The sequence below is a fragment of the Nitrospina sp. P1_D6 genome, assembly GCF_052156615.1.
Taxonomy (GTDB): Bacteria; Nitrospinota; Nitrospinia; order Nitrospinales; family Nitrospinaceae; genus Nitrospina.
The window spans coordinates 273,415-295,878 of sequence record NZ_JBQKUN010000004.1; the positions used below are offsets into that span (position 1 = coordinate 273,415).

25 protein-coding genes are annotated in these 22,464 nt (G+C 58.6%); 22 read left to right on the top strand and 3 right to left on the bottom strand.

Going from position 1 to position 22,464, the window contains the following annotated elements; all coding sequences use genetic code 11:
- Positions 1 to 47 precede the first annotated feature (47 nt).
- The 10 genes from ACTRXA_RS09350 (at position 48) to ACTRXA_RS09395 (ending at position 8,934) form a co-directional block, all read left to right on the top strand.
- Positions 48 to 1,238, top strand: a complete 1,191-nt coding sequence (locus tag ACTRXA_RS09350) for a phage major capsid protein (RefSeq protein ID WP_442426929.1) — start codon at positions 48 to 50, stop codon at positions 1,236 to 1,238.
- 175 nt (positions 1,239 to 1,413) lie between these two features.
- The gene (locus ACTRXA_RS09355; RefSeq protein WP_442426930.1) at positions 1,414 to 1,803 is read left to right on the top strand and encodes a hypothetical protein; all 390 of its coding nucleotides are present in this window, start codon (positions 1,414 to 1,416) and stop codon (positions 1,801 to 1,803) included.
- 101 nt (positions 1,804 to 1,904) lie between these two features.
- On the top strand, positions 1,905 to 2,585 hold the full coding sequence (locus tag ACTRXA_RS09360) for a head-tail connector protein (protein WP_442426931.1): 681 nt from the start codon (positions 1,905 to 1,907) through the stop codon (positions 2,583 to 2,585).
- Complete coding sequence (locus ACTRXA_RS09365) at positions 2,582 to 2,956, top strand: hypothetical protein (RefSeq protein ID WP_442426932.1); 375 nt, start codon at positions 2,582 to 2,584, stop codon at positions 2,954 to 2,956. Before ACTRXA_RS09360 ends, ACTRXA_RS09365 begins: the two co-directional genes overlap by 4 nt.
- Positions 2,957 to 2,960: 4 nt before the next feature.
- Positions 2,961 to 3,278, top strand: coding sequence for a hypothetical protein (locus tag ACTRXA_RS09370; RefSeq protein WP_442426933.1), 318 nt, complete (start codon positions 2,961 to 2,963; stop codon positions 3,276 to 3,278).
- Positions 3,279 to 3,296: 18 nt separating this feature from the next.
- Positions 3,297 to 6,326 (top strand): hypothetical protein, encoded by a 3,030-nt coding sequence (locus tag ACTRXA_RS09375; RefSeq protein ID WP_442426934.1) that lies wholly within the window; start codon positions 3,297 to 3,299, stop codon positions 6,324 to 6,326.
- A 99-nt stretch (positions 6,327 to 6,425) separates the two neighbouring features.
- A complete protein-coding gene (locus ACTRXA_RS09380) occupies positions 6,426 to 6,779 on the top strand; it encodes a hypothetical protein (RefSeq protein WP_442426935.1) in 354 nt (117 codons plus the stop codon).
- A 2-nt stretch (positions 6,780 to 6,781) separates the two neighbouring features.
- Complete coding sequence (locus tag ACTRXA_RS09385) at positions 6,782 to 7,228, top strand: hypothetical protein (RefSeq protein WP_442426936.1); 447 nt, start codon at positions 6,782 to 6,784, stop codon at positions 7,226 to 7,228.
- Positions 7,229 to 7,243: 15 nt separating this feature from the next.
- Complete coding sequence (locus ACTRXA_RS09390; protein WP_442426937.1) at positions 7,244 to 8,395, top strand: hypothetical protein; 1,152 nt, start codon at positions 7,244 to 7,246, stop codon at positions 8,393 to 8,395.
- A complete protein-coding gene (locus ACTRXA_RS09395) occupies positions 8,395 to 8,934 on the top strand; it encodes a hypothetical protein (protein WP_442426938.1) in 540 nt (179 codons plus the stop codon). The genes ACTRXA_RS09390 and ACTRXA_RS09395 overlap by 1 nt, the downstream gene beginning before the upstream one ends.
- Positions 8,935 to 9,021: 87 nt before the next feature.
- On the opposite strand, the gene ACTRXA_RS09400 is transcribed toward ACTRXA_RS09395, so the two are convergent.
- Entirely contained in the window at positions 9,022 to 9,903 is an 882-nt protein-coding gene (locus ACTRXA_RS09400; protein ID WP_442426939.1) for an XRE family transcriptional regulator, read from the bottom strand.
- Positions 9,904 to 10,187: 284 nt separating this feature from the next.
- Here ACTRXA_RS09400 and ACTRXA_RS09405 point away from each other — a divergent pair, with 284 nt between their 5' ends.
- Positions 10,188 to 10,592, top strand: a complete 405-nt coding sequence (locus ACTRXA_RS09405) for a hypothetical protein (protein ID WP_442426940.1) — start codon at positions 10,188 to 10,190, stop codon at positions 10,590 to 10,592.
- Positions 10,593 to 10,681: 89 nt separating this feature from the next.
- A complete protein-coding gene (locus ACTRXA_RS09410) occupies positions 10,682 to 11,188 on the top strand; it encodes a hypothetical protein (RefSeq protein WP_442426941.1) in 507 nt (168 codons plus the stop codon).
- A 3-nt stretch (positions 11,189 to 11,191) separates the two neighbouring features.
- On the opposite strand, the gene ACTRXA_RS09415 is transcribed toward ACTRXA_RS09410, so the two are convergent.
- Positions 11,192 to 11,473, bottom strand: a complete 282-nt coding sequence (locus ACTRXA_RS09415; protein ID WP_442426942.1) for a hypothetical protein — start codon at positions 11,471 to 11,473, stop codon at positions 11,192 to 11,194.
- A gap of 81 nt (positions 11,474 to 11,554) precedes the next feature.
- The gene (locus tag ACTRXA_RS09420; RefSeq protein ID WP_442426943.1) at positions 11,555 to 13,144 is read right to left on the bottom strand and encodes a hypothetical protein; all 1,590 of its coding nucleotides are present in this window, start codon (positions 13,142 to 13,144) and stop codon (positions 11,555 to 11,557) included.
- 113 nt (positions 13,145 to 13,257) lie between these two features.
- On the opposite strand from ACTRXA_RS09420, the gene ACTRXA_RS09425 reads away from it, so the two are divergent.
- From ACTRXA_RS09425 to rsmI, 10 genes are all read left to right on the top strand, one after another.
- A complete protein-coding gene (locus ACTRXA_RS09425) occupies positions 13,258 to 14,046 on the top strand; it encodes an electron transfer flavoprotein subunit beta/FixA family protein (protein WP_442426944.1) in 789 nt (262 codons plus the stop codon).
- 856 nt (positions 14,047 to 14,902) lie between these two features.
- The gene (locus tag ACTRXA_RS09430; RefSeq protein WP_442426945.1) at positions 14,903 to 16,012 is read left to right on the top strand and encodes a saccharopine dehydrogenase C-terminal domain-containing protein; all 1,110 of its coding nucleotides are present in this window, start codon (positions 14,903 to 14,905) and stop codon (positions 16,010 to 16,012) included.
- Between the two features lie 250 nt (positions 16,013 to 16,262).
- Positions 16,263 to 16,652 carry a response regulator gene (locus ACTRXA_RS09435; RefSeq protein ID WP_442426946.1) on the top strand — a complete coding sequence of 130 codons (390 nt, stop codon included), beginning with the start codon at positions 16,263 to 16,265 and terminating at the stop codon, positions 16,650 to 16,652.
- Positions 16,653 to 16,819: 167 nt separating this feature from the next.
- Positions 16,820 to 17,248 carry an OsmC family protein gene (locus tag ACTRXA_RS09440; protein ID WP_442426947.1) on the top strand — a complete coding sequence of 143 codons (429 nt, stop codon included), beginning with the start codon at positions 16,820 to 16,822 and terminating at the stop codon, positions 17,246 to 17,248.
- A 205-nt stretch (positions 17,249 to 17,453) separates the two neighbouring features.
- On the top strand, positions 17,454 to 18,449 hold the full coding sequence (locus ACTRXA_RS09445) for an electron transfer flavoprotein subunit alpha/FixB family protein (protein WP_442426948.1): 996 nt from the start codon (positions 17,454 to 17,456) through the stop codon (positions 18,447 to 18,449).
- A gap of 7 nt (positions 18,450 to 18,456) precedes the next feature.
- On the top strand, positions 18,457 to 19,104 hold the full coding sequence (gene rsmG, locus ACTRXA_RS09450) for a 16S rRNA (guanine(527)-N(7))-methyltransferase RsmG (protein ID WP_442426949.1): 648 nt from the start codon (positions 18,457 to 18,459) through the stop codon (positions 19,102 to 19,104).
- Positions 19,105 to 19,413: 309 nt separating this feature from the next.
- Positions 19,414 to 20,220, top strand: coding sequence for a ParA family protein (locus ACTRXA_RS09455; RefSeq protein WP_442426950.1), 807 nt, complete (start codon positions 19,414 to 19,416; stop codon positions 20,218 to 20,220).
- Entirely contained in the window at positions 20,217 to 21,074 is an 858-nt protein-coding gene (locus ACTRXA_RS09460; RefSeq protein WP_442426951.1) for a ParB/RepB/Spo0J family partition protein, read from the top strand. Before ACTRXA_RS09455 ends, ACTRXA_RS09460 begins: the two co-directional genes overlap by 4 nt.
- Before the next feature lie 59 nt (positions 21,075 to 21,133).
- Positions 21,134 to 21,544: a bactofilin family protein gene (locus tag ACTRXA_RS09465; RefSeq protein WP_005006831.1), complete on the top strand. Its 411-nt coding sequence runs from the start codon at positions 21,134 to 21,136 to the stop codon at positions 21,542 to 21,544.
- Positions 21,545 to 21,679: 135 nt separating this feature from the next.
- A complete protein-coding gene (gene rsmI / locus ACTRXA_RS09470) occupies positions 21,680 to 22,408 on the top strand; it encodes a 16S rRNA (cytidine(1402)-2'-O)-methyltransferase (protein ID WP_442426952.1) in 729 nt (242 codons plus the stop codon).
- The last annotated feature ends 56 nt before the right edge of the window (positions 22,409 to 22,464 follow it).

Sequence of the window (22,464 nt, forward strand, 5' to 3'; positions counted from 1 at the left end):
TTCACTAAATGAAGTTTCATATTTCCCATCCACAAGGAGACCCACCCATGCAGGACATCAAACAACTGGTACACGACATCAATCGTTCCTTCCAGGAATTCAAGACGCGCAACGACCAGCGTCTCAGCGAACTGGAAAAGGGCCGGCAGGATCCGCTTCTCGGAAACCAGGTCGACCGCCTCGCGTACGAGGTGCAGGACCTGAGCGAAATCAAAAGCCGCATGGAGCGCATCGAAACGCAACTCAACCGCCCGATCTTTGACGACGGCTTCCCCAAACAGCATGGCGTCGATCCCGAACGCAAGCAGGCCATCCACACCTACCTGCGCAAAGGCGAAGGCGCGCTTTCTCCGCACGAGGTCAAACTGCTCTCGGTGGACAGCGATCCGCAGGGCGGTTACTGGGTGACGTCGGAAATTTCGCAACGTGTCATCACGCAGATCACCGAAAGCTCGCCGCTGCGTCACCTGGCGGCGGTCGAGACCATCTCCAGCGACGCGCTGGAGATTCCGGAAGACCTGAGCGACAGCGAAGTCGGCTGGACTTCCGAGACCGGCGTGCGCAGTGAAACCGACACGCCCACCATCGGCGTGCGCCGCATTCCGGTGCACGAGCTCTACGCCATGCCCAAGGCGACGCAGAAACTGCTCGACGACGCGCGCGTCAACGTCGAGGAGTGGCTCAGCCACAAGATCGCGGCGAAGATGTCGTACGTCGAGAATGCCGCGTTCATCAACGGCGACGGCATCGACAAACCGCGCGGCCTGTTGACCTACCCCGCGGGCACGACGAATCCCGGCCAGATGCGGCAGGTGAACTCCGGCCACGCCAGCCAGATCACCGCCGATGGGCTGCGCGCCGCGTTCTATGCTCTCAAGACGCCTTACATCCGCAACGCACGCTGGATCATGTCGCGTTCCACCATCGAGGTCATCTCCAAGCTGAAAGACGGCGGCGGCAGTTACCTTTGGGAACCGGGTTTGAAGGAAGGCGAACCGCAGATGCTGCTGGGTCACCCGATCGAGCGCATGGAGGACATGCCGTCGGTTTCCGCCAACGCTTTGCCGATTGCGTTCGGCGACTGGAAGCAGGCGTACACGATTGTCGACCGTTCCGGCGTGCGTGTGCTGCGCGATCCGTTCAGCGCCAAACCCTTTGTGCTGTTCTACACGACCAAGCGCACCGGCGGCGACGTCACCAACTTCGAAGCCCTGGTCATCCAGAAAATCGCCGCGTAGGCAGGGAAGGGATTATTTATACCCCTCATCCTGGCCTTCTCCCGCAAGGGGAGAAGGAACTTTTAAAACCCCTTCTCCCTTGATGGGAGCACTCTTTGAGTGACGGGCTGGGGTGAGGGTGAACGATGATTATCTCTTCTTTTCACTCTTAAATCTCCCAACCCAGGAGGACAACATGCGAGACATGAAAAGCAATGTGGACGCGGTGAACTCTCTTGCTCCCGCCGCCTACACCGCCAGCAGCAACGGCTCCGGCGTGGACCTGCAAGGTTACGACGCCGCCATGGTCGTGTTCAGTGCCGGTGCCGCCGACACCACCGACACCGACGAGGTTTACACGCCGAAAGTGGAAGAGTCGGATGACGATGTCACCTACACCGCCGTCGCGGCGGGCGACCTGGAAGGCGCGCTCGCCGACCTGTCGGCCAACAGCATCCAGGGCGTCGGCTATAAAGGAAGCAAGCGCTACATCCGTGCGGTATTCACCATCACCGGCACCACGCCTTCGATACAGGCCGCAGGAACCGTCCTGCGCGGCCACCCCGCCCAGGCCCCGATAGCGTGATTGGGCAATCCCCTCCTGACTCCCTTTCCCTTCCTTATAAAGGAAGGGAAAGGGGCGGTTTCCCGATAACAACCTTTCCTTATATATAGGAATCCTTTTCCATGGCCCGAACCCTCAAAACCGCACCCGCAGAAGAACCGCTTTCCCTTTCCGAGGTCAAGGCGTACCTGAAGGTGACGTCATCCGATGACGACGTGCTTATCACGCGGATCCTCGCCGGCGTGCGCCGCGCCTGCGAAGCGTGGACCGGCCGGGCGCTCGTCACCCAGACTTGGACGCTGTGGCTCGACGGATTCCCCCGCACCAACTGGAAAAACACGCCTTCTTCCGGACACTTCGACCTGCCTGTTGATTCTTTCGATGCCGCCTCCCCCGTCATTAACCTGCCCCTGCCGCCCCTGCAGTCGGTGAGCTTCCTCAAAACCTACGATGCGGACAACCAACCGGCGACGTTCGACAGCACGAAGTATTTCGTGGACACGGCCTCCCAACCGGGACGGCTCGTGCTCAACCAGGGTGCGTCCTGGCCATCCGGTCTGCGCCCGGCCAACGCGGTGGAAATCGAATTTGTCGCCGGGTACGGCGCAGCCGCAGCGGTGCCGGAATCGATCAAGCAGGGCATCCTTGTCTGGGCGCAACTGCTTTATGCCAACCAGAAGTGGCTGTTTGAATCCGGTGAGGAGGTGACGGGCCTCTCTGCCATGAACCGCGACCATATGCCCGCGCAGGTGGAAGCGTTGTGGCAACCGTTTCGCCTGTTCGGATTGAAAGGAATACGATGAGCCTCGCGTTTTATTACCCGACCCAGGCCGAGCCCATGGCGCAATGGATTCCCGGCAAGGCACCGCGCTTTCCATTGAAGAAGACTGCGAAATATCCCTCGCAGGTAACGGGCGAAACGGCAGGCGGCGTTCTGCACGTACAGGACACCGGAAGCCTGCGCGAGCAGTGGGAGTTGGTGTTCGAACGCATCACCCCCGCTGATCATGAAGCGCTCAAAACCTTTTTCCAGGCCGTGCGGAAGTCCTTTCACACGTTCGAGTACGTCGACCCCCAGGGGCCGGTGCACCTCGTACGCTGGATGAATGAATTCGAGTTTGAAGAAACCGTGCCGGAACGCTTTTCCGGAAGCATCGTTCTTAGAAAGGAATGATCTCATGATCGACTGGCAGAACACCCGATTGGAAGACCTGACGTTCGACGTGCAGGTGGAAGGCATTCAGGAAGTAGGGCACACGTTTGTGTTTCCGGTGATGGTGAAGTTGAAAGACGGGACTCCCGCGTTCACCCAACCGGTTTCGTTGCGCACCGACTTCTACCGCGAACTCAAGAAGACGCCTGACTGGGAGGCCGCTTTGATGCAGATCATACAGGCGCGTGTTCGTGAAGAATGCCACCGCCGCAAGAAACAGGACAGCGTTTCCATTCACGACCGCCTTCGTTTGATGAACAGCGGCAACCATTCCCTTGAATAACCCGATTCATCTTTCTTCATGCGTACCTTCCCTCCCACATTCGATACGGCCAAAAACCAGACCGCACAACAGTCGGTGCATTTGCTTAAAATCGACTGGTCCGCCGTCAACGGCTACCCACCGCTGACGGTGCGGCTGGCCGACCGGTCAATGTCCACCGGTCAGGAAACCTGGCTGGCGCTGGTGGCCGACTGGGGCGAACTCGACAACCGCAGGACCGGCGGACCGACTCCGGAATCGCATCCGGACGTGCACCTCACGCTGATCAACGCACCGGCGGTGTTCGCGGAAAAAGCGGAGCGTTTCTCCGACCTGTTTGAAATCTATCCGCCGGAAGCAGCGACGGTGACCCTCTATCACTGGTTCGAGGAGGCGGGTCTGGATGAGAACGACCTGGTGCCGCTTCTCACCGGGCGGCTGGTGGATCCCATCGAGTACGACCCCGCATTTTGCCGCCTTCGCCTGGTAAATTTGCATGAGTATTTCGGACGCATTCATTTCGGGCGTGCCATCAATTTAACCGATTACCCTCAGGCACCGGAGAAGAACCTGGGGCGGATGTGTCCCATCGTGTTCGGCCGGGTGGACCGGGCTCCCGGTGTGCTGGTGAGGAAAACCCGAACCACACGCATGACCTCGGTCGCCACACCGGGAGCCACCACGCTGGACGTCGCCGATACCACCGGCTTTACCGAATCCGGTACCCTGGTGGTCAACGACGACCTCATCGGCTACACCGGCACCACCCCCACCGCGTTCACCGGGTGCAGCGGCGTCAACGATTATCATTACGCCGGCGATGAAGTGCTGGAGTGGGTGACCGATCACCGCTACCTGTTCTCCGACCCGGCTTACCCCATTAAGGATATCCGCAACGTGCAGGTCGCGGGTGTGCCCGCTGATCCGGCCAGCTACAGCATCGATGTCAGTAAGGGAGAGGTGGTGTTCACTGAAAAGCCGTGCCGGACGCAATCCATCGACACACGGTTTCTGCAGGCGCAATTCGATACGGTGGCGGGAGGCAACACGGCGGTGGACGCCATCAAGGCCATGGATCCCGGCGGGAAAACGCAGTACGCGCGGATCAATCAGTTTCAACCTTTATTGAAATTGCAACAGACCGACGCCATGCCTTCGATCGGCGAGATCAATAAGGTTTTCCTGCGGGTTGAGCATTTCGTCGAGGAAAAACTGCCGAACGATAGCGTGGTCGCCCGCTTTGAAGGCCTGGGCCAGGTGGGAGTGTTGTCGCCTCCGTCTGCGGACGAAGGGGCGTTGACTTCGGGCTCGACGGACATCACCCACACGCATCTTGATACGTTGGGCTTTCCGGTCAACAACCCCGACCACCTGCACGGCGCGACGTCGGAAGCCGACCACATCATCGTGCAGGGGGCGAGCAGTGGACCCGGCGGCGATCATAAGGTGACGGGTCCGGCTGACGTCGGCCCGTTTTCCATCCCGATCACCTTTCCCGCGCCGCCTGCGGGGGGCGTGTTGAGCGCCGAGTTCCGCGTCAACTGGCGCTTCAAAACCATCACCTTTACCGGCACCAATCCGGTGGCGACCTTCGTCGATGGCGCGGACGTGCGCACCGTCGGCACGTTCAATCCCAGCCGTGGCGATTTCGATTACACGCAAACCTTCACGGTCAGCGGCGGAGCCGGCGGCGACACCTGGAATTTCAAACTGAACAACGGCTCCATGTGGTTCGAAATCCTGTCGGTCGAACGCACGCTGTTCTACCCGCCCAATCCGGCGACGCAGGGCAACAGCCTCGATACAGTAAAGGGTGGGACCGTCACTCAACATGGATCGAGTCCGGTGGTGGCGGCGGTCACCGACAAGACCACGCAGACGGTCATCAATTTCTTCGATATCACCGGCCTGGTCGATCGCGACTGGAGCTGGTTCACCAACCGGGTGGTGGAGATCGAGTACACCGGCACGCAGGACGGACGCACCGCGTTCATCATCCACGCCGCGTTTGAAATCGAATTCGCACGCCGCCGCTTGGTGACCACCGATGCGGTGAGCGCCGAGGTCGATGGCGTGAAGGACGACGCGACGGGCACCATCACCGGGACCCCCAACGCCGTCCTCGAACGTCCCGATCACCTGTTCCGCTGGTCCTTGCTGAACCCGGCTTCACTGGATGCATTGGATTTAGACGACGCGTCCTTCAACAGCGGGGGGACTGCCCTGGCTGCTGCGGTGTCCGGTGGATACCAACTGGCCGGCATTGTTGACAAGAAGAAGCCGCTTCGTGATTTGTGGCGGCAATGGATGAGAGAGAGCCGGTGCGTCCTTTCCTGGGATGCGGAAGGCAGAGTACGGTTGAAATTTCGTCCGCTCAACGAATTCGACGCCGTGGTCGGTCTGCATGTGAAAACGCTATCTGACAACGATGTGGTCCGCGATCCTAAAACGGGCCTGCCGCGCATGCGGTTTCAGCGTACACCGTTCGACGATATCGCCAACCACATCGAACTGCGTTACCACCGCGACTGGGTGGAGGGTGTGCGGCGGGGCTGGACCTCCGTATCCAATGCCGCCTCCATTTCGCTTTACGGACAGCAGGAGCATCCCGGTGAATTCGATTTTGACTGGACCCAGGCAGCGGAGCAGGCGGATGACCTCGCCCGGTTTTACCTGGGCGAGTCCACAGGGCCCAACACCCTGGTTGAAATCGAAGTCTTCCCGAATCACCTGGAGCTGGAACCGGGCGATATCGTCGAGTTTCAATCGGACCTGGGAAGTGCGTGGATGCTGGGACAGGTCCTGCCAGGCTCGCAACGGCTGGCCTCCGGCAGGGAAGGGCGCCTGCACACCCTGCTGATCACTCTGCGGTTGTTCCCGGCTGAATCCACCCGCTCAGACTTTAACGATACCGCCTTTGCTGGCGAAACGTGGTCCTCCCTCGCGCAGTATGCTCCCTCTTTTACAGAGACCCTGGCAGTTGCCGATGGCGCATTCACCAACGATGCCGACGGCTGGGGTGTGCAGAGCTGGGGTGATACCGGCTGGGGTGGCAAGGTGGCGCTGTGAACGGCGGGTTGATTGAAGAAGAACGTGTGACCTTCACCCTCACCGCGCCCGACGGCTCGGTGAAGGAACGGCTAACCATTATAGAAAGGAGACACACCCATGATTGTAGATTCCGGACTGCAACACATCGCCGACCAGCTTGCGGAACAGGCCGAGGCGACGATGAGCCACATGGCGGTGGGGACGGGTGAGACCGCTGAGTCGCCGGGAGATACCTCGCTTGAAACCGAACTAGCGCGCGTCCCCTTCACTTCCAAAACGCGTTCGGCCAAAAAGGTCGTGTACGTCGCCGACTTCGGTCCCGGCGTTGGTACGGGTGCGCTGAAGGAGGTCGGCCTGCTGAACGCCGTCTCGGGCGGCAGTCTGCTTTCCCGCATCACCTTTCCAGTAAAGAACAAGGGCGCGGGCGATTCGCTGGAGATCACCATCGAACACACTTTCGCGAGACAGTAATCATGCCGACACAAACCCCCCGATTGAATCTCACCCAACCCGATACCGGGAGTATTTCGTGGTCTTCGGACGTGGCCAGTTGGGCTGACAAACTGGACGAAACGGCGGCGCAGACCCTGAGCGTGCATCTGGGCGGCGCGGCCATCGACCAGGAAGTCGTGTATGACGGGCTCCGTTTCGAAGTCGCCGTAACCATCAACAAGATATCCCTGTTTGCCCGTCAGGCTCCACAAGGCGCGGCGTTTTCCATCGATGTGCTTAAAAACGGTGTCGAGCAGAACAAGGTTGCCTCCCTTTCGGCCGGAAACCAAAGGGGCGCTGCGGCAGTCACCGGGCTCAACTTTTCCACGCTGGAAGACTTCGGTCTTAAAGTGAAAGGTGTGGGATCTACGGTGGCGGGTTCAGAAATCTCCCTCACCATTCACTACTCCCCTCAACCCCTTCCTTAAAGGAGTGATCTCATCATGAAACGTTTTTTGATTGTTGGCAGCATCGCGATGGTGCTGGCGTGGGCCGGGCTGGCCGCTGCCATCACTTACAAGGGTGACCTGGAAGCGGATGAAAGTGTGATGTTTTCAGAACAGGCCACTCCCCCTTCCAATCCGCCCTCCGGCAAACGCAAGCTGTATTTTCAAACCGATGGTAACCTGATGGCTCTGGATTCTTTCGGAATCCAAAACCCTGTTATTTCGGGAGAGTGGAAAAATGTGGTTATCAATGGGGATTTTCGCCTGTGGCAACGGGGGACCAGCTTTGCCAACCCCAACGGCGGGTACGGTCCCGACCGATGGAAACTGTTTGGCGGCGTCGGCAACACCACGGTGTATTCTCGACAAATATTTACGTTGGGTCAAACCGATGTTCCCGGCGAGCCGCAGTATTTTCTCTCAATGGAAAAGGCTGGAGGGAATGGAGCGCCGCCTGAGTTGCGTCACCTAATCGAAAGTGTGCGTACTTTCGCCGGGCAAACCGTCACCCTGACCTATTACGCCAAGGCCGATTCCGCCCGCGGCTTCAACGCGCGGCTCGACCAGATCTTCGGAAACGGGGGCACGCCTTCCGGGCCCAGGTTCGGGGCTACCCTCACCTGCAATTTGACCACCGCCTGGCAGAAGTGCACCGCCACGTGGACGCTCGGCGGGTTGTCGGGAAAGACCCTCGGCACCAACGGTGACGATCATTTGCAGATCGCATTTGGCTGGCCGTCGAATGCCGACGGCGTCATCGACATCGCCCGTGTACAGTTGGAAGCGGGAAGCATCGGCACGGCGTTTGAAAAACGCGCGCCGGACGTGGAACGGCAACTGGCGGAACGGTATTACCGCCTGTTCGGATTCGGCATGACCGGCGGCTGGCACGGGGCGGGCGAGGTGACGCTGGGATTGAAACTGGTGCCGCCGATGCGCGCGGCGTGCACGTTGGCGTTGAACGACACGACCCCGGTGGTGAACGAGGTGTCGGTGGGCGACAAAACCGGATCGGGTTCCGCCATCGCCGCGTCCAGTATTTCCAGCAAAGGCGTGTGGGTGAAACTCAACGGCTTCAGCGGCGCCACGGCGGGCAACCCGGCGGTGGCAAAAGAAGACGGCCTGTTCACCTGCGACGCGGAACTGTAATGATTAAAAGAAAGGAATACTTCATGCGCACCCTGGGATTGATTCTGTTTTTGGTTTTGATTCCGGTTAAAGCGTGGGCGGAGATCGAATCGGCGCGCTTCCTGGAAGACGGCAGTGTGGAGGTTGTGGAGGATGGCAAAGAGATGATCGTCTCCTCCGATCCGGCCAACCGGCACTGGCAGGCATTGGATGCGTGGGTGAGCGCGGGGAACAGCATCGTGCCCTATGTGCCTTCGGTGGCGGAGTTGGAAACCGCGATCCGGCAGGAAGCCGACCGGAGAGTCGGTGCGGTGTACGACAGCACGATGAAAGACCGCATGCTGGCGCGGTCGAATGAGTTGTTGCTCAACCGCATCACCAACGGGTCGTTCACCGCCGGGGAACAGGCGGAGCTGGATGCCCTGCTGGCGGCCAACGCCTGGGTGGAAAGCGTGCGCCGGGCGGCGGAGTCTGCAATCGCCACCCTGCCCCGTCTGACCATCAACGAAAAGATTGGTTTCGATGCGGCAAGGGATGTGACCTGGCCGACGGAACTGTAAATTTTAAACTGAAAATGGATACGGCTTTATTCAGGTGAGGGACCGATCGAGTCTTCCTTCAGGGAATGAGTAGCTTAATTACTGCTACTAAAGCTCCTTCCACGCGCCGATGACGCGGCCGACGATGGGGTCGGGGTTCTCGTGCAGATCGACGATCTGCACGTCGGCGGTGGGATTGATCGGCCGCAGGATGAGCAGGTTTGTTTTGCGTTCGAGGTACTTCGCGGTCAACCCGTCATCGTAAAAGATGGCGTAAATCTTGTTTTTCACGATTTTCCTGTCGTTGCGGTCGATCACCACGATGTCCCCCGAAGACAGCATCGGTTCCATGGAATCGCCGTCGACCCGGCTGGCCACCAGGTTGGTGCGTTTGCCCGCCGCACGAACGTGAAGCAGGACGTAATCCTCGATATTGTTTTCCTGAATGATCGGGTGCCCTGCGGCAATGGCGGAGCCGGTGAGCGGAATGGAAACGTAATCCTCGCTTGCCATTTTCGGCGCAACAGACGTGTTTGTCGTCTGGAACACTTTGAGGTCCGGCACCTGCACCGTCCAACCCCGGTCCTCCGACAAAAGCGCATGCAAATCGACCTTCAGCCTGCGCGCGGCCTCCTGCAGGAAGTCGAATGACAAGGTTACCTTTCCCCTTTCGTAGTGGTCGAGCACGTGGCCCGGAATGCCGATGCGCGCGGCGCATTCGTCCACCGACCAGCCCTTCATGTTTCGGCATTCTTTAAGGTTCTTGCCGATGCGCGTGTGCAGTCGAGACACTCCTCCGGTACTTGACACCATCCATTGCAGATCGAGACGGAAGTGCGTTGCGATTTTGGCCAGCGATTCCGTGTCCGGCAGGGTGTCGCGTTGAAAACATTTCTTCAGCTTCTCGTAATTGACACCGGTCTCCTGGCAGAAGCCGGTTAGCGGCTCTCCGTTCTGCAGGGTTTCGATTCGTTTCAACACCTTGTTCATAAATTAGGCATTCCAAAAATATCCGTTGACAAGAGGACAAACATCCCACACTATAACACAAGAAAGGACAAAAGTCCCCTTCAGTTGCAATGGGCCTGTATTAAAAAGATAAAAATGGAGTTGTCATGCGACCGGATAAAGGAATGATACCGTTGAAACCGCAACCGGAAAAAGTCCGTCATTATAAAATCGGGCCGGTGACGCCCGGATGTTCTTCCGCGCAACCTGCGGAGGGGACCGCTGCGCATCCGGGGGACCTCTCGAGGCGCCTGAAAATCCGGAAGTTGCGCGTATCCCGTACGCCGGGCCGGAGGCTGCTGCGCTGTCCGGTGACGGTGATCACGCTGGAGACCGGGGAGACGGTGAAAAAGGGTTGCGGCCGGCGAGGGCTCGCTCCATTCGAAGCAGGCCTCAAATGTTTTTACTGCGGTAACGTTCAATACAAGGCAGGATCGAGTCTCGATGAGCTGTGGTTTCATTTCCGGCTGGGCCGCGAGTACTGGCGGGTGCAAAGCACCGGGGGACGAGAATACGTCAACGGTGTTCCGGTGCGCGGGGCGGGCGACGGCTTGCCGCCGGAGTGCATGCGCGACCTCGCCGATCCCTGTCCGCCGGATTGGTTCCGGTTGTATGTGCAGGGCGACGAAAACCAGTTTCACCAGTACCTGCGAAACAGGGAGAGGCATTGAGGCGGTCTATGAAAGGGGAACAACGGAAACCAAAATCATGCGAAGTGGGACGGTGGTCCCAAAAACCCTGCTGGGGGGAAGTTGAATCGGTGACCCTGTCCGGTGCGGGCGGGGAGGGCGTGGGCAAACCTGTCCGCAACGGAATGCCTCTGTGCCAGTACCATTACCGGTTCGAGCTGATGGAGTGGGGCGTCGGTTCGTTTCTGAAACGTTACCCGCTGGCGGTTGTGCAAGGGGCGGGTGATGGAAGGCAAGCGAAAGCCACCGACGCGGAGTTTGCCGCCGATGCGATGGATGAAACCGACAACCACCTTCGGCCGACGTCTCCGGAGATCCTGGAGGCGCTGGTGAACACGGGGTTGTGGGACGCGCCGGTGGGCGGTTATCAGCCGCGGCCGGACTACTCTCATCTGAAGTCGGCGTCCATCGACCTCAACGACGCGGCGCTGACCGACAAGCAGTTGACCGCGGTGTGCCTGGTGTTTTACGGCGGGCTCAAAAAGAAAAAAGCGGCGCAGGTGATGCGCATATCCAGCCAGGCGCTCGCCGACCACATCAAAGCCGCGCTCAAAAAAATCGAGGAACGGATTCGGTGAGGCTCAGGGAGTGACTTCGGGGGATGGTGTGGCAATGAGCCCGATGTAGAGAATGACCGCGCCCAGCACGGTGAACAGGGTGAAGTAGGTCCAGAAGAAAACCGGGCTGCGTTTGCGCTGCAGGGTGGTGCCCGCGCCGATCATGTATCCGGTCAGAATCCCGATCACGGGCGGCACCAGAAAACCCAGGCCCAGGGCGACGATCGGCCCGATGGTGTTCTGCACCACCAGCACCACGAGCAGAACAATGAGCCCCCCGAAAACGCCCAGAATGACGCTGTTCATACCAGACTCCTTCCTTCCATCCATTCTGCGCCCGTCCTGCTTCTATTTCAACTTGAACCGGACCCCCGGTTCAATTTCATATCAGCCCGGAAACTCGTAAGGGACGGGGGAGGTGGGGTCGATCAGCCCTCCTTTGCGATGCTTTTCCAACTCCGGCGAAGGCGGCTCCGTTTTCCGGACGAAGATTTTGGAGATGGGGTCCTGGTAGATCTTCACCCAGCCGGGCTTGCCTTCCATGGCCCGGTGTGCCGCTTCATGATGTCCCGTCAACACGAACTGCGTTGGAAAGTCGGTGAGCAGGCGGTCCCCCTCCGGTCTGCCTGTAGCAAATGCGGCGTTCAAATCGATGATGCTCTGCGGGTAGGCCGTGCGGAAGCGGCCGTCGATCGACACCTTCGCCTGCGGAAATTTCCAGATCCAGTACTCGCCCCAGTCGAAGGGCACCACCGTGTTGCCGGATAGACCGTTGGCCTGCATGAAACGGGCGGCATACGTTGGATACACGCTGGCCTCGACCCATATTTTGTAATTGTTGCCGGAAAACAACTGCCAACGGTTGATCAGGAAAAAAATCATGAACACCAGCAGCACCGCCTGCGCCGCCCAGCGGAAATGGTTGGACAACCTAACGTAGTGCGGCCTGAAATCCAGCCTGCCCAGCACCAGGCTGTACTGCATGGAAAGGTACGGCAGCAACAGGATGACCGCCAGCACCGTGTGGCGCTGGTGCTTGAATCCGTAAACCAGGGCCACGGTCAGTACCGCGATTTCCCAGATGCGTTTTTTCGTCGGCAAAAACCAGCTCACAACAAACAGTGCCGCCAGGAATTTGTAATGAATGTAATCGGTGGTCCATAGCGGCACCGGCATCCATTCGGTGATGACCCTCTCGCGGCCGAGCGATTCGTAAAAGAACCCCCACAGCTTGTAATGGTTGGGATGCATCAAAACCGCAGCGCAGCACAGGACGAAAACGTTCGCCAGCAGACGTGGGGCGCGCTCTCCGGATTTCCATCCGCGCGCCACCTCGATGAATGTGATGAGGCCGAAGATGCCCAGACCCGCGACCACCCCGCCGTGGCTGTTCACCCATCCCAGGAAAATCAGCGGCATCCAGAGGATCACACGCTGGTTGCCGTCGAAAAACTTCTGAAGCACGACGACCATCCAGGTGAGAAACAGGAACGTCGCCAGGTGCGGGCGCGTCATGAACCCGGCGGACATCGCCGGCACCGCCAGCAGGAACAGGCCGAGGTACACGGTGACATTTCGCGATCGCGCAAAGTGCAGACCGGACAGCAAATGTATGATGTAAATACCCAGGCCCAGCTTGGCCAGAATGAGACCGGTGGAGTCCGCCGCCGCATAGATGCCGTAGAAGATCACCTCCATCAACCATTCGTGGTTGATCCAGCGGTAACCCTCCGCCGTGTAGGAGTGCGGATTGGTGTCGTGGACCGCAGCCTGTTCGACGATTTCTTTACCGAAGTGGATGTGGCCCCACAGGTCCGGGTCGGCGCTCACCAGCGAAAACCAGGCGACGGCCCACACGTAAATGAATGCCCGCGCCCAGAGGATGAGGTGCTCTTCGGCTGCCGGACGGGCGGGAGCCGGCGTTTCGCCGGGGCCCGGTGGCGTGTTGTGGTGCTGGATTGGAGTTGGATTCGGCAAAGGCGGTTGTTCAGGGGTTGACGGGTTGACTTTGGCTGTTAACATTTTCAGGCAAGCGTGGGATAATTTCCAACAAAACTGAACGGAAACCTTCAATTCAGACGGAGACGACAGTGAACATCCTCGTATGCGTCAAGCAGGTGATCGACACCGGAGCGGCGATCGAAATCAAGGACGGCAAGGTGCAGAGTGAAGGCCTGCCGCGCGTGCTCAATCCTTACGACGAATTCGCGGTGGAAGAAGCGGTGCGCATCAAGGAAAGCGACGGCGAAAGCACGGTGACCCTCATCAGCATGGGCCCGGACAATTTCAAGGACACCCTCCGCAGGGGACTGGCCATGGGTGCGGACAAGGCGGTGCACCTGCTCGATCCGGCATTCGAGGGACTGGATTCGCTGGGCGTGGCACAGGTACTGGCGGCGGGCATCCGCACGCTCGACCACGACCTCATCCTGTGCGGCCGCCAGGCGGTGGACGACGACATGGCGCAGGTGGGTCCGTCGCTGGCGGTGTTGCTCGGTCTGCCGTTCGTTTCCGTCATTACCAAACTGACCCTCGCGGACGACAAGAAAAGTGCCGAGGTGACCCGGCAGATCGAAGGCGGGTCGGAAATCATCGAGACGCCCCTGCCCGCTGTGCTGACCTGTCAGAAAGGCCTGAACGAACCGCGGCTGCCGTCGCTCAAAGGCATCATGGCCGCAAAGAAAAAAGAGATCGCCGTGCTCGATGCGGCTGCGATCGGGTTCGATCCCGCGACACAGGGAGCGGCGGCCAATCACATCACGCAGGTGGACCTGGCCAAACCCCCCGCACGCAAGAAAGGCGTGATGCTGGAAGGCAGTCCGCAGGAAATCAGTTCCAAGCTGCTTGGAATCCTGCGGGACGAAATCAAAGTGGTGTGACCGACGGCCGCGTTCTCCCTCTTTCCAAATTGGGCAAAAGTCCATGGACCCTTCCTCCAAAGACCCTGCTGCTTCCTCCCGCAACGCCCTTCCCTCAGCTTCAGACCCGGTCCGACACAATAAGCTTGCCAGGTGGGGATGGGGATTGCTGATCCTTTATTTGTTCCTGTTGATTCTGGGTGCCGCGGGCGAGTTTTTTGAATTCGAGGCGATCCTGAACCTTTCCCTGTTTTTGCCACCGGGGAAATTTTAATTGGGAAAAAATCGGGTGAGGAAGTGTAATCCGGGGGAGGCCCCAGCCTCCCCCTTTTTACATGGAGGTTTGAAGTCTATACAAAGGAGAGTCCGTGCAGGTGAGCAGGAGGTGGACCGAGAACCAATGGTCATTCCCGACTTCAGGGAATGAAGCTCCCAGGGGTCAGTTCCGGGAGGCAACCGAACTGTTCATCGTTTTGGTGTAGTCGGAGACTGAAACCGGATTCGAGGTCCCCAGGAAAAGAACGGTCAACAGGGCAAGAAGAGCGACGGCTTTGAGATATTTGGGCTGATTCCGCTTGAATGAAGATGCGTTGAAAATCTGTCCGTTCAACATGGTTCCAGGTTTCCTTTGAAAACAGTTCAATTGCGTTAAAATAAGCAGAAATCATGCCAAAAATACCAAATGATATTTGTTCTATTTGTAAAACATTCAGCATTTTAGACTAAGGGCGATTTTCCGGATTTCCGATAAGGAATCGCGGCCCCTTGCAGTAAAAAATTCTGTGGATTCTGGATGAAATTCCAGACATCCATTTATGAATAATCATACAATATAGGTATGGTCAGCCATGAAATTCAGTGGGTTCGGGTTTAGGATATGAATCGCAAAATCGAGTCGGTGCTTGTGGTCGGCCTGGGAAAAGTGGGCCGACTGGTGGGCATCCTGCTTCATGAATCCGGTTTCGTTGTAACGGGGTTGGACAGCGAAACTCATGAGGACCTGCCGTTTGCGGTGAAGCAGGGAAACGCGACCCGGGTTGCGACCTTGCGTAAGCAGATGCGCGGTCATGACGCGGTGGTGTCGTGCCTGCCCTATGACCTGAACACAGCGGTGGCCGAGTGTGGCCACTCCCTGGGAATACATTATTTTGATTTGACGGAAGACGTGTCCACCACGGCGGCAATCCGTAAAATGGCCCGAAAGGGCAAAGGGATTCTTGCGCCCCAATGCGGGCTGGCCCCGGGGTACATCAGCATTGTCGGTGCGGAGCTTGCCAAGACCTTCAAAAAATTGAGGAGCATCGAACTGCGCGTCGGCGCCTTGCCGCAGAATCCCAGCGGGCTGTTGGGTTACGCCTTCAACTGGTCGCCGGAGGGGGTGGTGAATGAATACCTGAACGACTGCGATGTCATCCAGGACGGACAGCGCGCGCAGGTTCCGGCGATGGAAAACCTGGAGACCGTGGTGATCGACGGCATGCAACTGGAGGCGTTTTCCACCTCAGGCGGCCTTGGCACCATGTGCGAGGCCTACGACGGCAAGGTGGAACGGTTGAATTACAAAACCATCCGCTACCCCGGGCACAACAAACTGATGCGGTTTTTCTTCAACGAACTGCACATGCGCAACGACCGCAGAATGGCCGGGGAAATCCTGGTCAACGCCAAGCCGCCGGTGAACGACGACGTGGTGTTCGTGTATGCGGCGGTGGAAGGCTGGCGGAACAAAAAACTGGGCCGGGCGGAGTTTGTGCGCAGTTATTACCCGCGAAAAATTGCGGGCAACCACTGGCGCGCCATTTCCTGGACCACTGCGGCTTCCGTTTGTGCGGTGGTCGAACTCGTTTCCAATGGGGACCTGCCGCAAAACGGATTTCTGCAGCAGGAAACCATCCCGCTGGATCTGTTTTTTAAAACCCGTAACGGTGCCATGTACGACGACCAGGAATCCCGGCCGGGCACCGACTTTCCCGAGTTTGAAGCATGAGCTCAGGGAGGGGGCGGATTCCAAGGGAGGCCCCGGTATCCATATGATGTCCAGAAAGATTTGCGGCCCGAGGGAAACGGTCTTGTCCGGATTTAAAAAAGCGGATACGGGTATTTTTGGAAAAAAAAACCAGATCCCGGTGCTATGGCCCGACAGCTGCCCCTTGGAATTCGGGTCCCCGGGAAATATTCTGGACGCTCCCGCCTCCACCCCCCTGCAGGACCGGACAGGCCAGCTCGGGATGGCGCCGATGCCCATTCAATCGGTGCGTGTGCTGGTTGCCGAGGATTCCCCGGAGCAGCAGTTGTTGATCAAGTACTATATGAATGCCTTTCCGTTCATGGTGGAGTTTGCCAGCGACGGGATGGAAGTGGTGGACAAGTTTCAAAGGGATCCCTTTCCCTTTGTTTTCATGGACATGCGAATGCCCAAAATGGATGGGCTGGCCGCCACTCGAGCCATCCGCAGGATGGAATCGGTGCAGAAACGGTTTCCGGCCCAAATCATCGCCCTCACCGGTTTGTGCCGGGATTCGGACCTGGAGGCCATCCGCCAGGCCGGGTGCGACGGCATTTTGCCTAAACCCTATACCAAATTGCAGTTTATGAGGAAAATAAAGGAAATCCTGCATATTCCCTGATCCCTGAAATTGCCCGCACTCCGAAAGAGGCTAAAAAAATGCGCCTAAAATAAATCTTTTTACCCATTCCTTCCTCTAAAAATATAACCTTGGACAGGTCAACCCATCAGATACGAATCTTTAAATACTCCCAATAAAAATTTATTTCTTTTCTGGAGAGGAGAACCATGCCTGAAAGAAAATCATCTGCACGCTGGAACGGAAGTTTGAAAGAGGGGAAAGGAACCATGAAACTCGGAAGCGGTGCCTACGAGGGCCCCTTTTCGTTTCCTTCCCGGTTTGAATCCGGAGACGGCACCAACCCCGAAGAGCTGATCGCCGCCGCACATGCGGGTTGCTACTCCATGGCGTTTTCCGCCACTCTGGGAAAGAGCGGGTTCACGCCCGAGTCGGTGGCCACCACGGCAACGGTTCACCTGAACCAGGTCGAAGGGGGCTTCGGCATCACCCAGATCGATCTCGTTATGGAAGCCACCATCCCGGACATCGATGACGCCAAGTTCCAGGAAATCGCGGAAGCCGCAAAAGTCGGTTGCCCGGTGTCCAAGGCACTGGCGGGCCCGGAGATCACACTTCAGGCCACTCTCAAGAAGTAACTTTTTTTTTCAGTTCCCAAAAAACCCCGGAAACGCAAGTTCCCGGGGTTTTTATTTTTCCTGCACCCGGTTGAAGCGGCAGATATTTAGAATGCCCAAAATGGCATGATAAAAAATCGCCCCGAACGGGCCCGGTTCCGTTTAGAATAGGCTCGCTGGCAGGGTGCCCCGAACGGGATTGTGAATTTCAATCAAGAGGAGAGCCATGAGCGAGGGCAAACAGATCTGGGTTCTGGCGGAGGTGCTGGGCGGTCAGGTGAAACCGGTCAGCCTGGAAGCGCTCCATGCGGGCCAAGCCCTGGGCGGTGAACTGGGTGCGAAGGTGACGGCCGTGGTGGCCACCGCACCCGGTGCCGAAATTCCGGAAGAGGTTGCTACCTGTGGTGTCGCGCGGGTACTCCACATTCAGCATGCGGCATTGGAAACCTTCAACAGCCTTGCGCTGGTGGAAGCGCTTGTCCCCGGGATCCAGTCGGAAAAGCCCGACGTGGTCATGATGGGCGCCACCAACCACGGCAAGGAACTGGCCCCGGCTCTTGCCGCCAAACTGGGTGCGGGCCTGGCCACCGACTGCATTGAACTCCAGGCCGAAGGCGGGGTGGTGAAAGCCCGCCGCCCGGTGTACGCGGGCAAGGCGCACATCACCTTCCAGTTCGGCGATACCCGGCCCTGCATTCTCACGCTCCGACCCAACGTATTCCGTCCCGGTGAGACCACCCCCGGCGATGGCGCGCCGGTTGAGCCGGTCACAGCGGAAATCCCCGAAAACGGCCTCCGTCTGAAAGTGAAGGAAGTGGTGCAGGCCGCCGGACGCAAGCTGGACATCACCGAAGCCCGTATCATCGTATCTGGCGGCATGGGCATGCAGAAGCCGGAAAACTTTTCCCTGCTGGAAGAACTGGCCGAAGTGCTGGGCGCGGCGGTGGGCGCCAGCCGACCGGTGGTGGACAACGGCTGGCGCGAGTACTCCAACCAGGTCGGGCAGACGGGCCGGACGGTTTCCCCCGACCTCTACATCGCCTGCGGCATCTCCGGCGCCGTGCAACACCTGGCCGGAATGTCCTCGTCGCGCTGCATCGTCGCCATCAACAAGGACCCCAACGCGCCGATCTTCGACGTCGCCGATTACGGCATCGTGGGTGACGTGCTGGAAATCCTCCCTGTGATGACGGCGGAATTTAAAAAAGTCCTGCAAAAGTGATCCCGCCGTGGAAGGACTGATCGCCGACCTCCTGCGTCACCCCAACCTGAACCTGCCAAAGCACCCGGACCCCGCGGCTGTCGTTTCATCCCTGTCGCGTTTCCTTCGCCTGTGGGAGAAATGGAATCCCAAAATCCAGCTGACCTCTGAAAAAGACGCGGGGGAAGTGATCCGCCGGCATGTGTTCGACTCCCTTCAATACGCGCGGGCGGTGAGTCCGGATTTGCGAACCCTTGACATCGGTTCCGGCGGAGGCTTCCCGGCGATTCCGCTCAAAATCCTGTTTCCCGACCTTCCCCTCACCCTGCTCGAAAGCCTGCGCAAGAAAACCGGGTTTCTGCATGCCTCCGGGTCGGAACTGGGGTTCCACGATTTCGAAGTGGTGAACGCCCGGGCGGAAGAGGCGGCAGGCGACCCGGCTCTGGCAGAATCTTTCCATTGCGTCACCTACCGCGCGGTGGGTTCCACCGGCCAATGCCTCGACTGGGCCCGGCCGTTTTTGAAACCGGGAGGGCGGGTGGTGGTGAAAAAGGGTCTGGAAGAAGGGGAGGCCACCATCCCGGCCACCAGCCCCTTTGTATTAGACCAGGCCTTCCCTATTTTCGGGCATGACGGCAAAGAGTCGCGGCTCCTCGTATTCCGCCTCCAACACTGAAGTTTCCCTTTTTCCGGGGCCAAAACCCTCAATCAACCATTTCAATAATCCCCCGCCTTCCCCAATGTTCCACGTGAAACACCGGGCCCCGCCCGGGGGGAATATGAATGAATTTGTGAGGGATTCAACTGCAATACATAGAATGGGGTCTCAGGCCCTGTTTCACGTGGAACATTGAGGCTTTTGTCTGGACGAACGGAACCGGTTGAAATCGGGTCACAAGCCGCATGGCCGGGGTTTTTCGGTTGGCGGGGTATAAAATTCCGTGCTACATTGAATGAGTTTTCTCCCACCCTGGAGGCTATCCAAATGGCTTCGATCATCAGCATCGCCAATCAGAAAGGCGGCGTCGGCAAGACCACGACCGCCGTGAACCTGGCCGCATGCATTGCCCTTGCAGGCAAAAGAGTATTGCTTGTGGACATCGACCCGCAAAGCAACGCCACCAGCGGCCTCGGCGTCACTCCCAACGGCAACGGTGGTATTTATGGTCTGTTGATGGGTTCGGCCACTCTGGACGACGTGGTCCATGCCACCGAAATCGATACCCTCAAAATCGTTCCCGCGACGGTGGATCTTGCCGGGGCGGAAGTGGAGCTGGTCGGCATCGAGCACCGCGAATCGCGCCTGAAGCAGGCGCTCCAGCCGGCGCTGGATCGATTCGATTTTCTGGTCATCGACTGCCCGCCGTCTTTGGGCCTGCTTACTTTGAATGCGCTCACCGGATGCCACTCCGTGCTGGTGCCGATGCAGTGCGAATATTACGCGCTTCAGGGATTGAGCCATTTGATGAAAACACTCAAGCGCGTCAAGCAGGTGCTCAACCCGGAGTTGCGCATCGAAGGCATCCTGCTCACCATGTACGACGCCCGCACCAGCCTCACACGGCAGGTGCAGGACCAGGTGAAAAAATACTTCAAGGATTTTCTGCTGAAGACCGTCATCCCGCGAAACGTGCGGTTGAGCGAGGCACCGAGCCACGGCCAGCCGGTGGTATTGTACGACAGCCGCTCGAAAGGCGCGGATGCCTACGTCGAACTGGCCAAAGAAATCATAGCCCGCACGCGTTCGCGGCAGGGGAATCCGTCCCCAAATCTGAGTGAGGTGACGCCATGAGCCGCAAAGCTTTGGGCAAGGGCATCGACGCGCTGTTTGGAGACGCGCCGGAGAGCACCGAAGCGCCGGCCCCATCCGCCGGCGTCACCACGGTGCCGCTGGAACAGATCGTGCCCAACACCAACCAGCCGCGCAAGGAATTCGACGACGAAAAACTGAACGAGCTGGTGGAATCGATCAAGCAGAACGGCGTGATCCAGCCCATCGTCGTGCAGAAGCAGGGCGACGGCTACCAGTTGATCTGCGGCGAGCGCCGCTGGCGTGCCAGCCAGGCGGCGGGGAAGAAAGACATTCCGGTGGTCATCCGTGAAGTCAACGACACCGAGTCGCTCCAGATCGCGCTCATCGAAAACATCCACCGCCAGGATTTGAATCCCATCGAGGAAGCCGAGGCCTACCAGCGGTTGGTTCAGGACTACGGCCTGACCCAGGACGAGGTGGCGCAGAGGGTCGGCAAGAACCGGGTGACCGTGGCCAACACGCTGCGACTGCTGAAACTGTCGAAGCCGATCAAGGACGATCTCGCCGCCGAGCGGTTGAGCATGGGCCACGCCCGGGCGCTCCTTGCCATCGGCAACGAACGCGACCGCGAAGACGCGCGCCAGCTGGTGGTGCGAAAGGGCATGACCGTACGGCAGCTGGAGCAACTGGCCCAGCGGATCAGCCAGCCCTCATCCACCGCCACTAAAAAAAGCGCCCAAAAGGACATATTCATAAAAGACCTCGAAAAGCAGTTCGAGCGCAAGCTGGGTACCAAGGTGCACGTGAAGGCGGGCAGGAAGGGCGGCCAGGTGGTCATTCAGTATTACAACAATGACGATTTACAACGCATTCATGATATGATAATCAAGTAATTGAAAGAAAAACGATTATGGGAATGTTCGATTCAAAACCAGCAACTAGCGGAGGAGGCATGGCGAAGCCAGTGGAAACCAACAAGGACATCAAGGCGTACATGGGCGAGGAGACCCATTTCAAAGGAACCCTCAGCTTCACCGGCACCGTGCGCATGGACGGTCAACTGGAAGGCGAAGTGCAGACGCAGGACACGTTGATCGTCGGTGAAAAAGGTGTGGTGAAAGCAGACATCACCGCGGGCACCGTCATCTGCAAGGGCAAAATCTACGGCACCATCAAGGCCAGCCAGCGCGTCGAGATCCACGCCAAAAGCGAAATGGTCGGCAACATCGACACACCCTCGATCTTCATTGAAGTCGGTGCGGTCTTCGACGGCAACTGCAAGATGGGAGTCAGCGAAAAAAAGGTGGTCCCCCTGGTGAAGGATGAGTCGGCGGAAAAAACCGGCACCGACCATAAAAACTGACGGCCCTGTTTCATCCCGGGACCGCGCCGCACCCACACCGCCCGCTCCCGGAAGGCCCCGCGCCACCGCCTCCTTAACCCGTTGAAATCCAGTTAGTTATTGAGATTGTGCGGACCTGACCGTACAATGCGGGGTATGGCCAGCCACGAGGACGGTACCTTATACATAGTCAGCACGCCGATCGGCAACCTGGGGGACTTCACCTACCGGGCGGTCGAGACCCTGGGCGCGGTGAAGCTCATCGCCGCGGAAGACACACGCCGGTCGCGCATCCTGCTGGATCATTACCAGATCAGCACGCCCCTTTCCAGCTTCAACAGTTACAACCAGATCAAAAAAGCGCCGCAGTTTTTGAAAACGTTGCAGGCCGGGGAGGATGTCGCGCTCATCTCCGACGCGGGCACGCCGGGCATCTCGGATCCCCTGTTCTACCTTGTCGGGCAGGCGTTGGAAGCCGGCATCAACGTGGTTTCGATTCCCGGACCTTCGTCGGTGATGGCGGCGCTCACGGTGTCGGGTCTGCCTATCGACCGCTTTTCCTTCGCCGGGTTTCTGCCGCGCAAGAAACGCAGGAAGGCGACCATCGAATCGCTCTCGCAACTGCCCGGTGCGGTGGTGCTGTTCGAGTCCCCCAACCGCCTGGAGAAAACCCTCACGGAACTGCTCGATGCCTTCGGCGACCGACAGGCGGTGATCGCCCGCGAGCTGACCAAGATGCACGAGGAAATCCTGCGCGGGTCTTTACAGGAACTGGTTGAAACGAACCGTGGTAAAAAATGGAAGGGTGAAATCACGCTGGTGATCGCCGGTACCGGCCGCGGTGGGAAAAAAGAAGGGCAAGAAACCACAGATGAACACAGATGAACACCGATCCGGCGCGCTCGAGTTTTTAATGGACTAGGAGAAGGGTTACAAAAGGA

Coding starts and splice junctions, on each gene's coding strand:
- ACTRXA_RS09350 (WP_442426929.1), top strand. CDS start 48: ATGCAGGACATCAAACAACTGGTACACGACATCAATCGTTCCTTCCAG.
- ACTRXA_RS09355 (WP_442426930.1), top strand. CDS start 1,414: ATGCGAGACATGAAAAGCAATGTGGACGCGGTGAACTCTCTTGCTCCC.
- ACTRXA_RS09360 (WP_442426931.1), top strand. CDS start 1,905: ATGGCCCGAACCCTCAAAACCGCACCCGCAGAAGAACCGCTTTCCCTT.
- ACTRXA_RS09365 (WP_442426932.1), top strand. CDS start 2,582: ATGAGCCTCGCGTTTTATTACCCGACCCAGGCCGAGCCCATGGCGCAA.
- ACTRXA_RS09370 (WP_442426933.1), top strand. CDS start 2,961: ATGATCGACTGGCAGAACACCCGATTGGAAGACCTGACGTTCGACGTG.
- ACTRXA_RS09375 (WP_442426934.1), top strand. CDS start 3,297: ATGCGTACCTTCCCTCCCACATTCGATACGGCCAAAAACCAGACCGCA.
- ACTRXA_RS09380 (WP_442426935.1), top strand. CDS start 6,426: ATGATTGTAGATTCCGGACTGCAACACATCGCCGACCAGCTTGCGGAA.
- ACTRXA_RS09385 (WP_442426936.1), top strand. CDS start 6,782: ATGCCGACACAAACCCCCCGATTGAATCTCACCCAACCCGATACCGGG.
- ACTRXA_RS09390 (WP_442426937.1), top strand. CDS start 7,244: ATGAAACGTTTTTTGATTGTTGGCAGCATCGCGATGGTGCTGGCGTGG.
- ACTRXA_RS09395 (WP_442426938.1), top strand. CDS start 8,395: ATGATTAAAAGAAAGGAATACTTCATGCGCACCCTGGGATTGATTCTG.
- ACTRXA_RS09400 (WP_442426939.1), bottom strand. CDS start 9,903: ATGAACAAGGTGTTGAAACGAATCGAAACCCTGCAGAACGGAGAGCCG.
- ACTRXA_RS09415 (WP_442426942.1), bottom strand. CDS start 11,473: ATGAACAGCGTCATTCTGGGCGTTTTCGGGGGGCTCATTGTTCTGCTC.
- ACTRXA_RS09430 (WP_442426945.1), top strand. CDS start 14,903: ATGAATCGCAAAATCGAGTCGGTGCTTGTGGTCGGCCTGGGAAAAGTG.
- ACTRXA_RS09435 (WP_442426946.1), top strand. CDS start 16,263: ATGCCCATTCAATCGGTGCGTGTGCTGGTTGCCGAGGATTCCCCGGAG.
- ACTRXA_RS09440 (WP_442426947.1), top strand. CDS start 16,820: ATGCCTGAAAGAAAATCATCTGCACGCTGGAACGGAAGTTTGAAAGAG.
- ACTRXA_RS09445 (WP_442426948.1), top strand. CDS start 17,454: ATGAGCGAGGGCAAACAGATCTGGGTTCTGGCGGAGGTGCTGGGCGGT.
- ACTRXA_RS09455 (WP_442426950.1), top strand. CDS start 19,414: ATGGCTTCGATCATCAGCATCGCCAATCAGAAAGGCGGCGTCGGCAAG.
- ACTRXA_RS09460 (WP_442426951.1), top strand. CDS start 20,217: ATGAGCCGCAAAGCTTTGGGCAAGGGCATCGACGCGCTGTTTGGAGAC.
- ACTRXA_RS09465 (WP_005006831.1), top strand. CDS start 21,134: ATGGCGAAGCCAGTGGAAACCAACAAGGACATCAAGGCGTACATGGGC.
- rsmI (WP_442426952.1), top strand. CDS start 21,680: ATGGCCAGCCACGAGGACGGTACCTTATACATAGTCAGCACGCCGATC.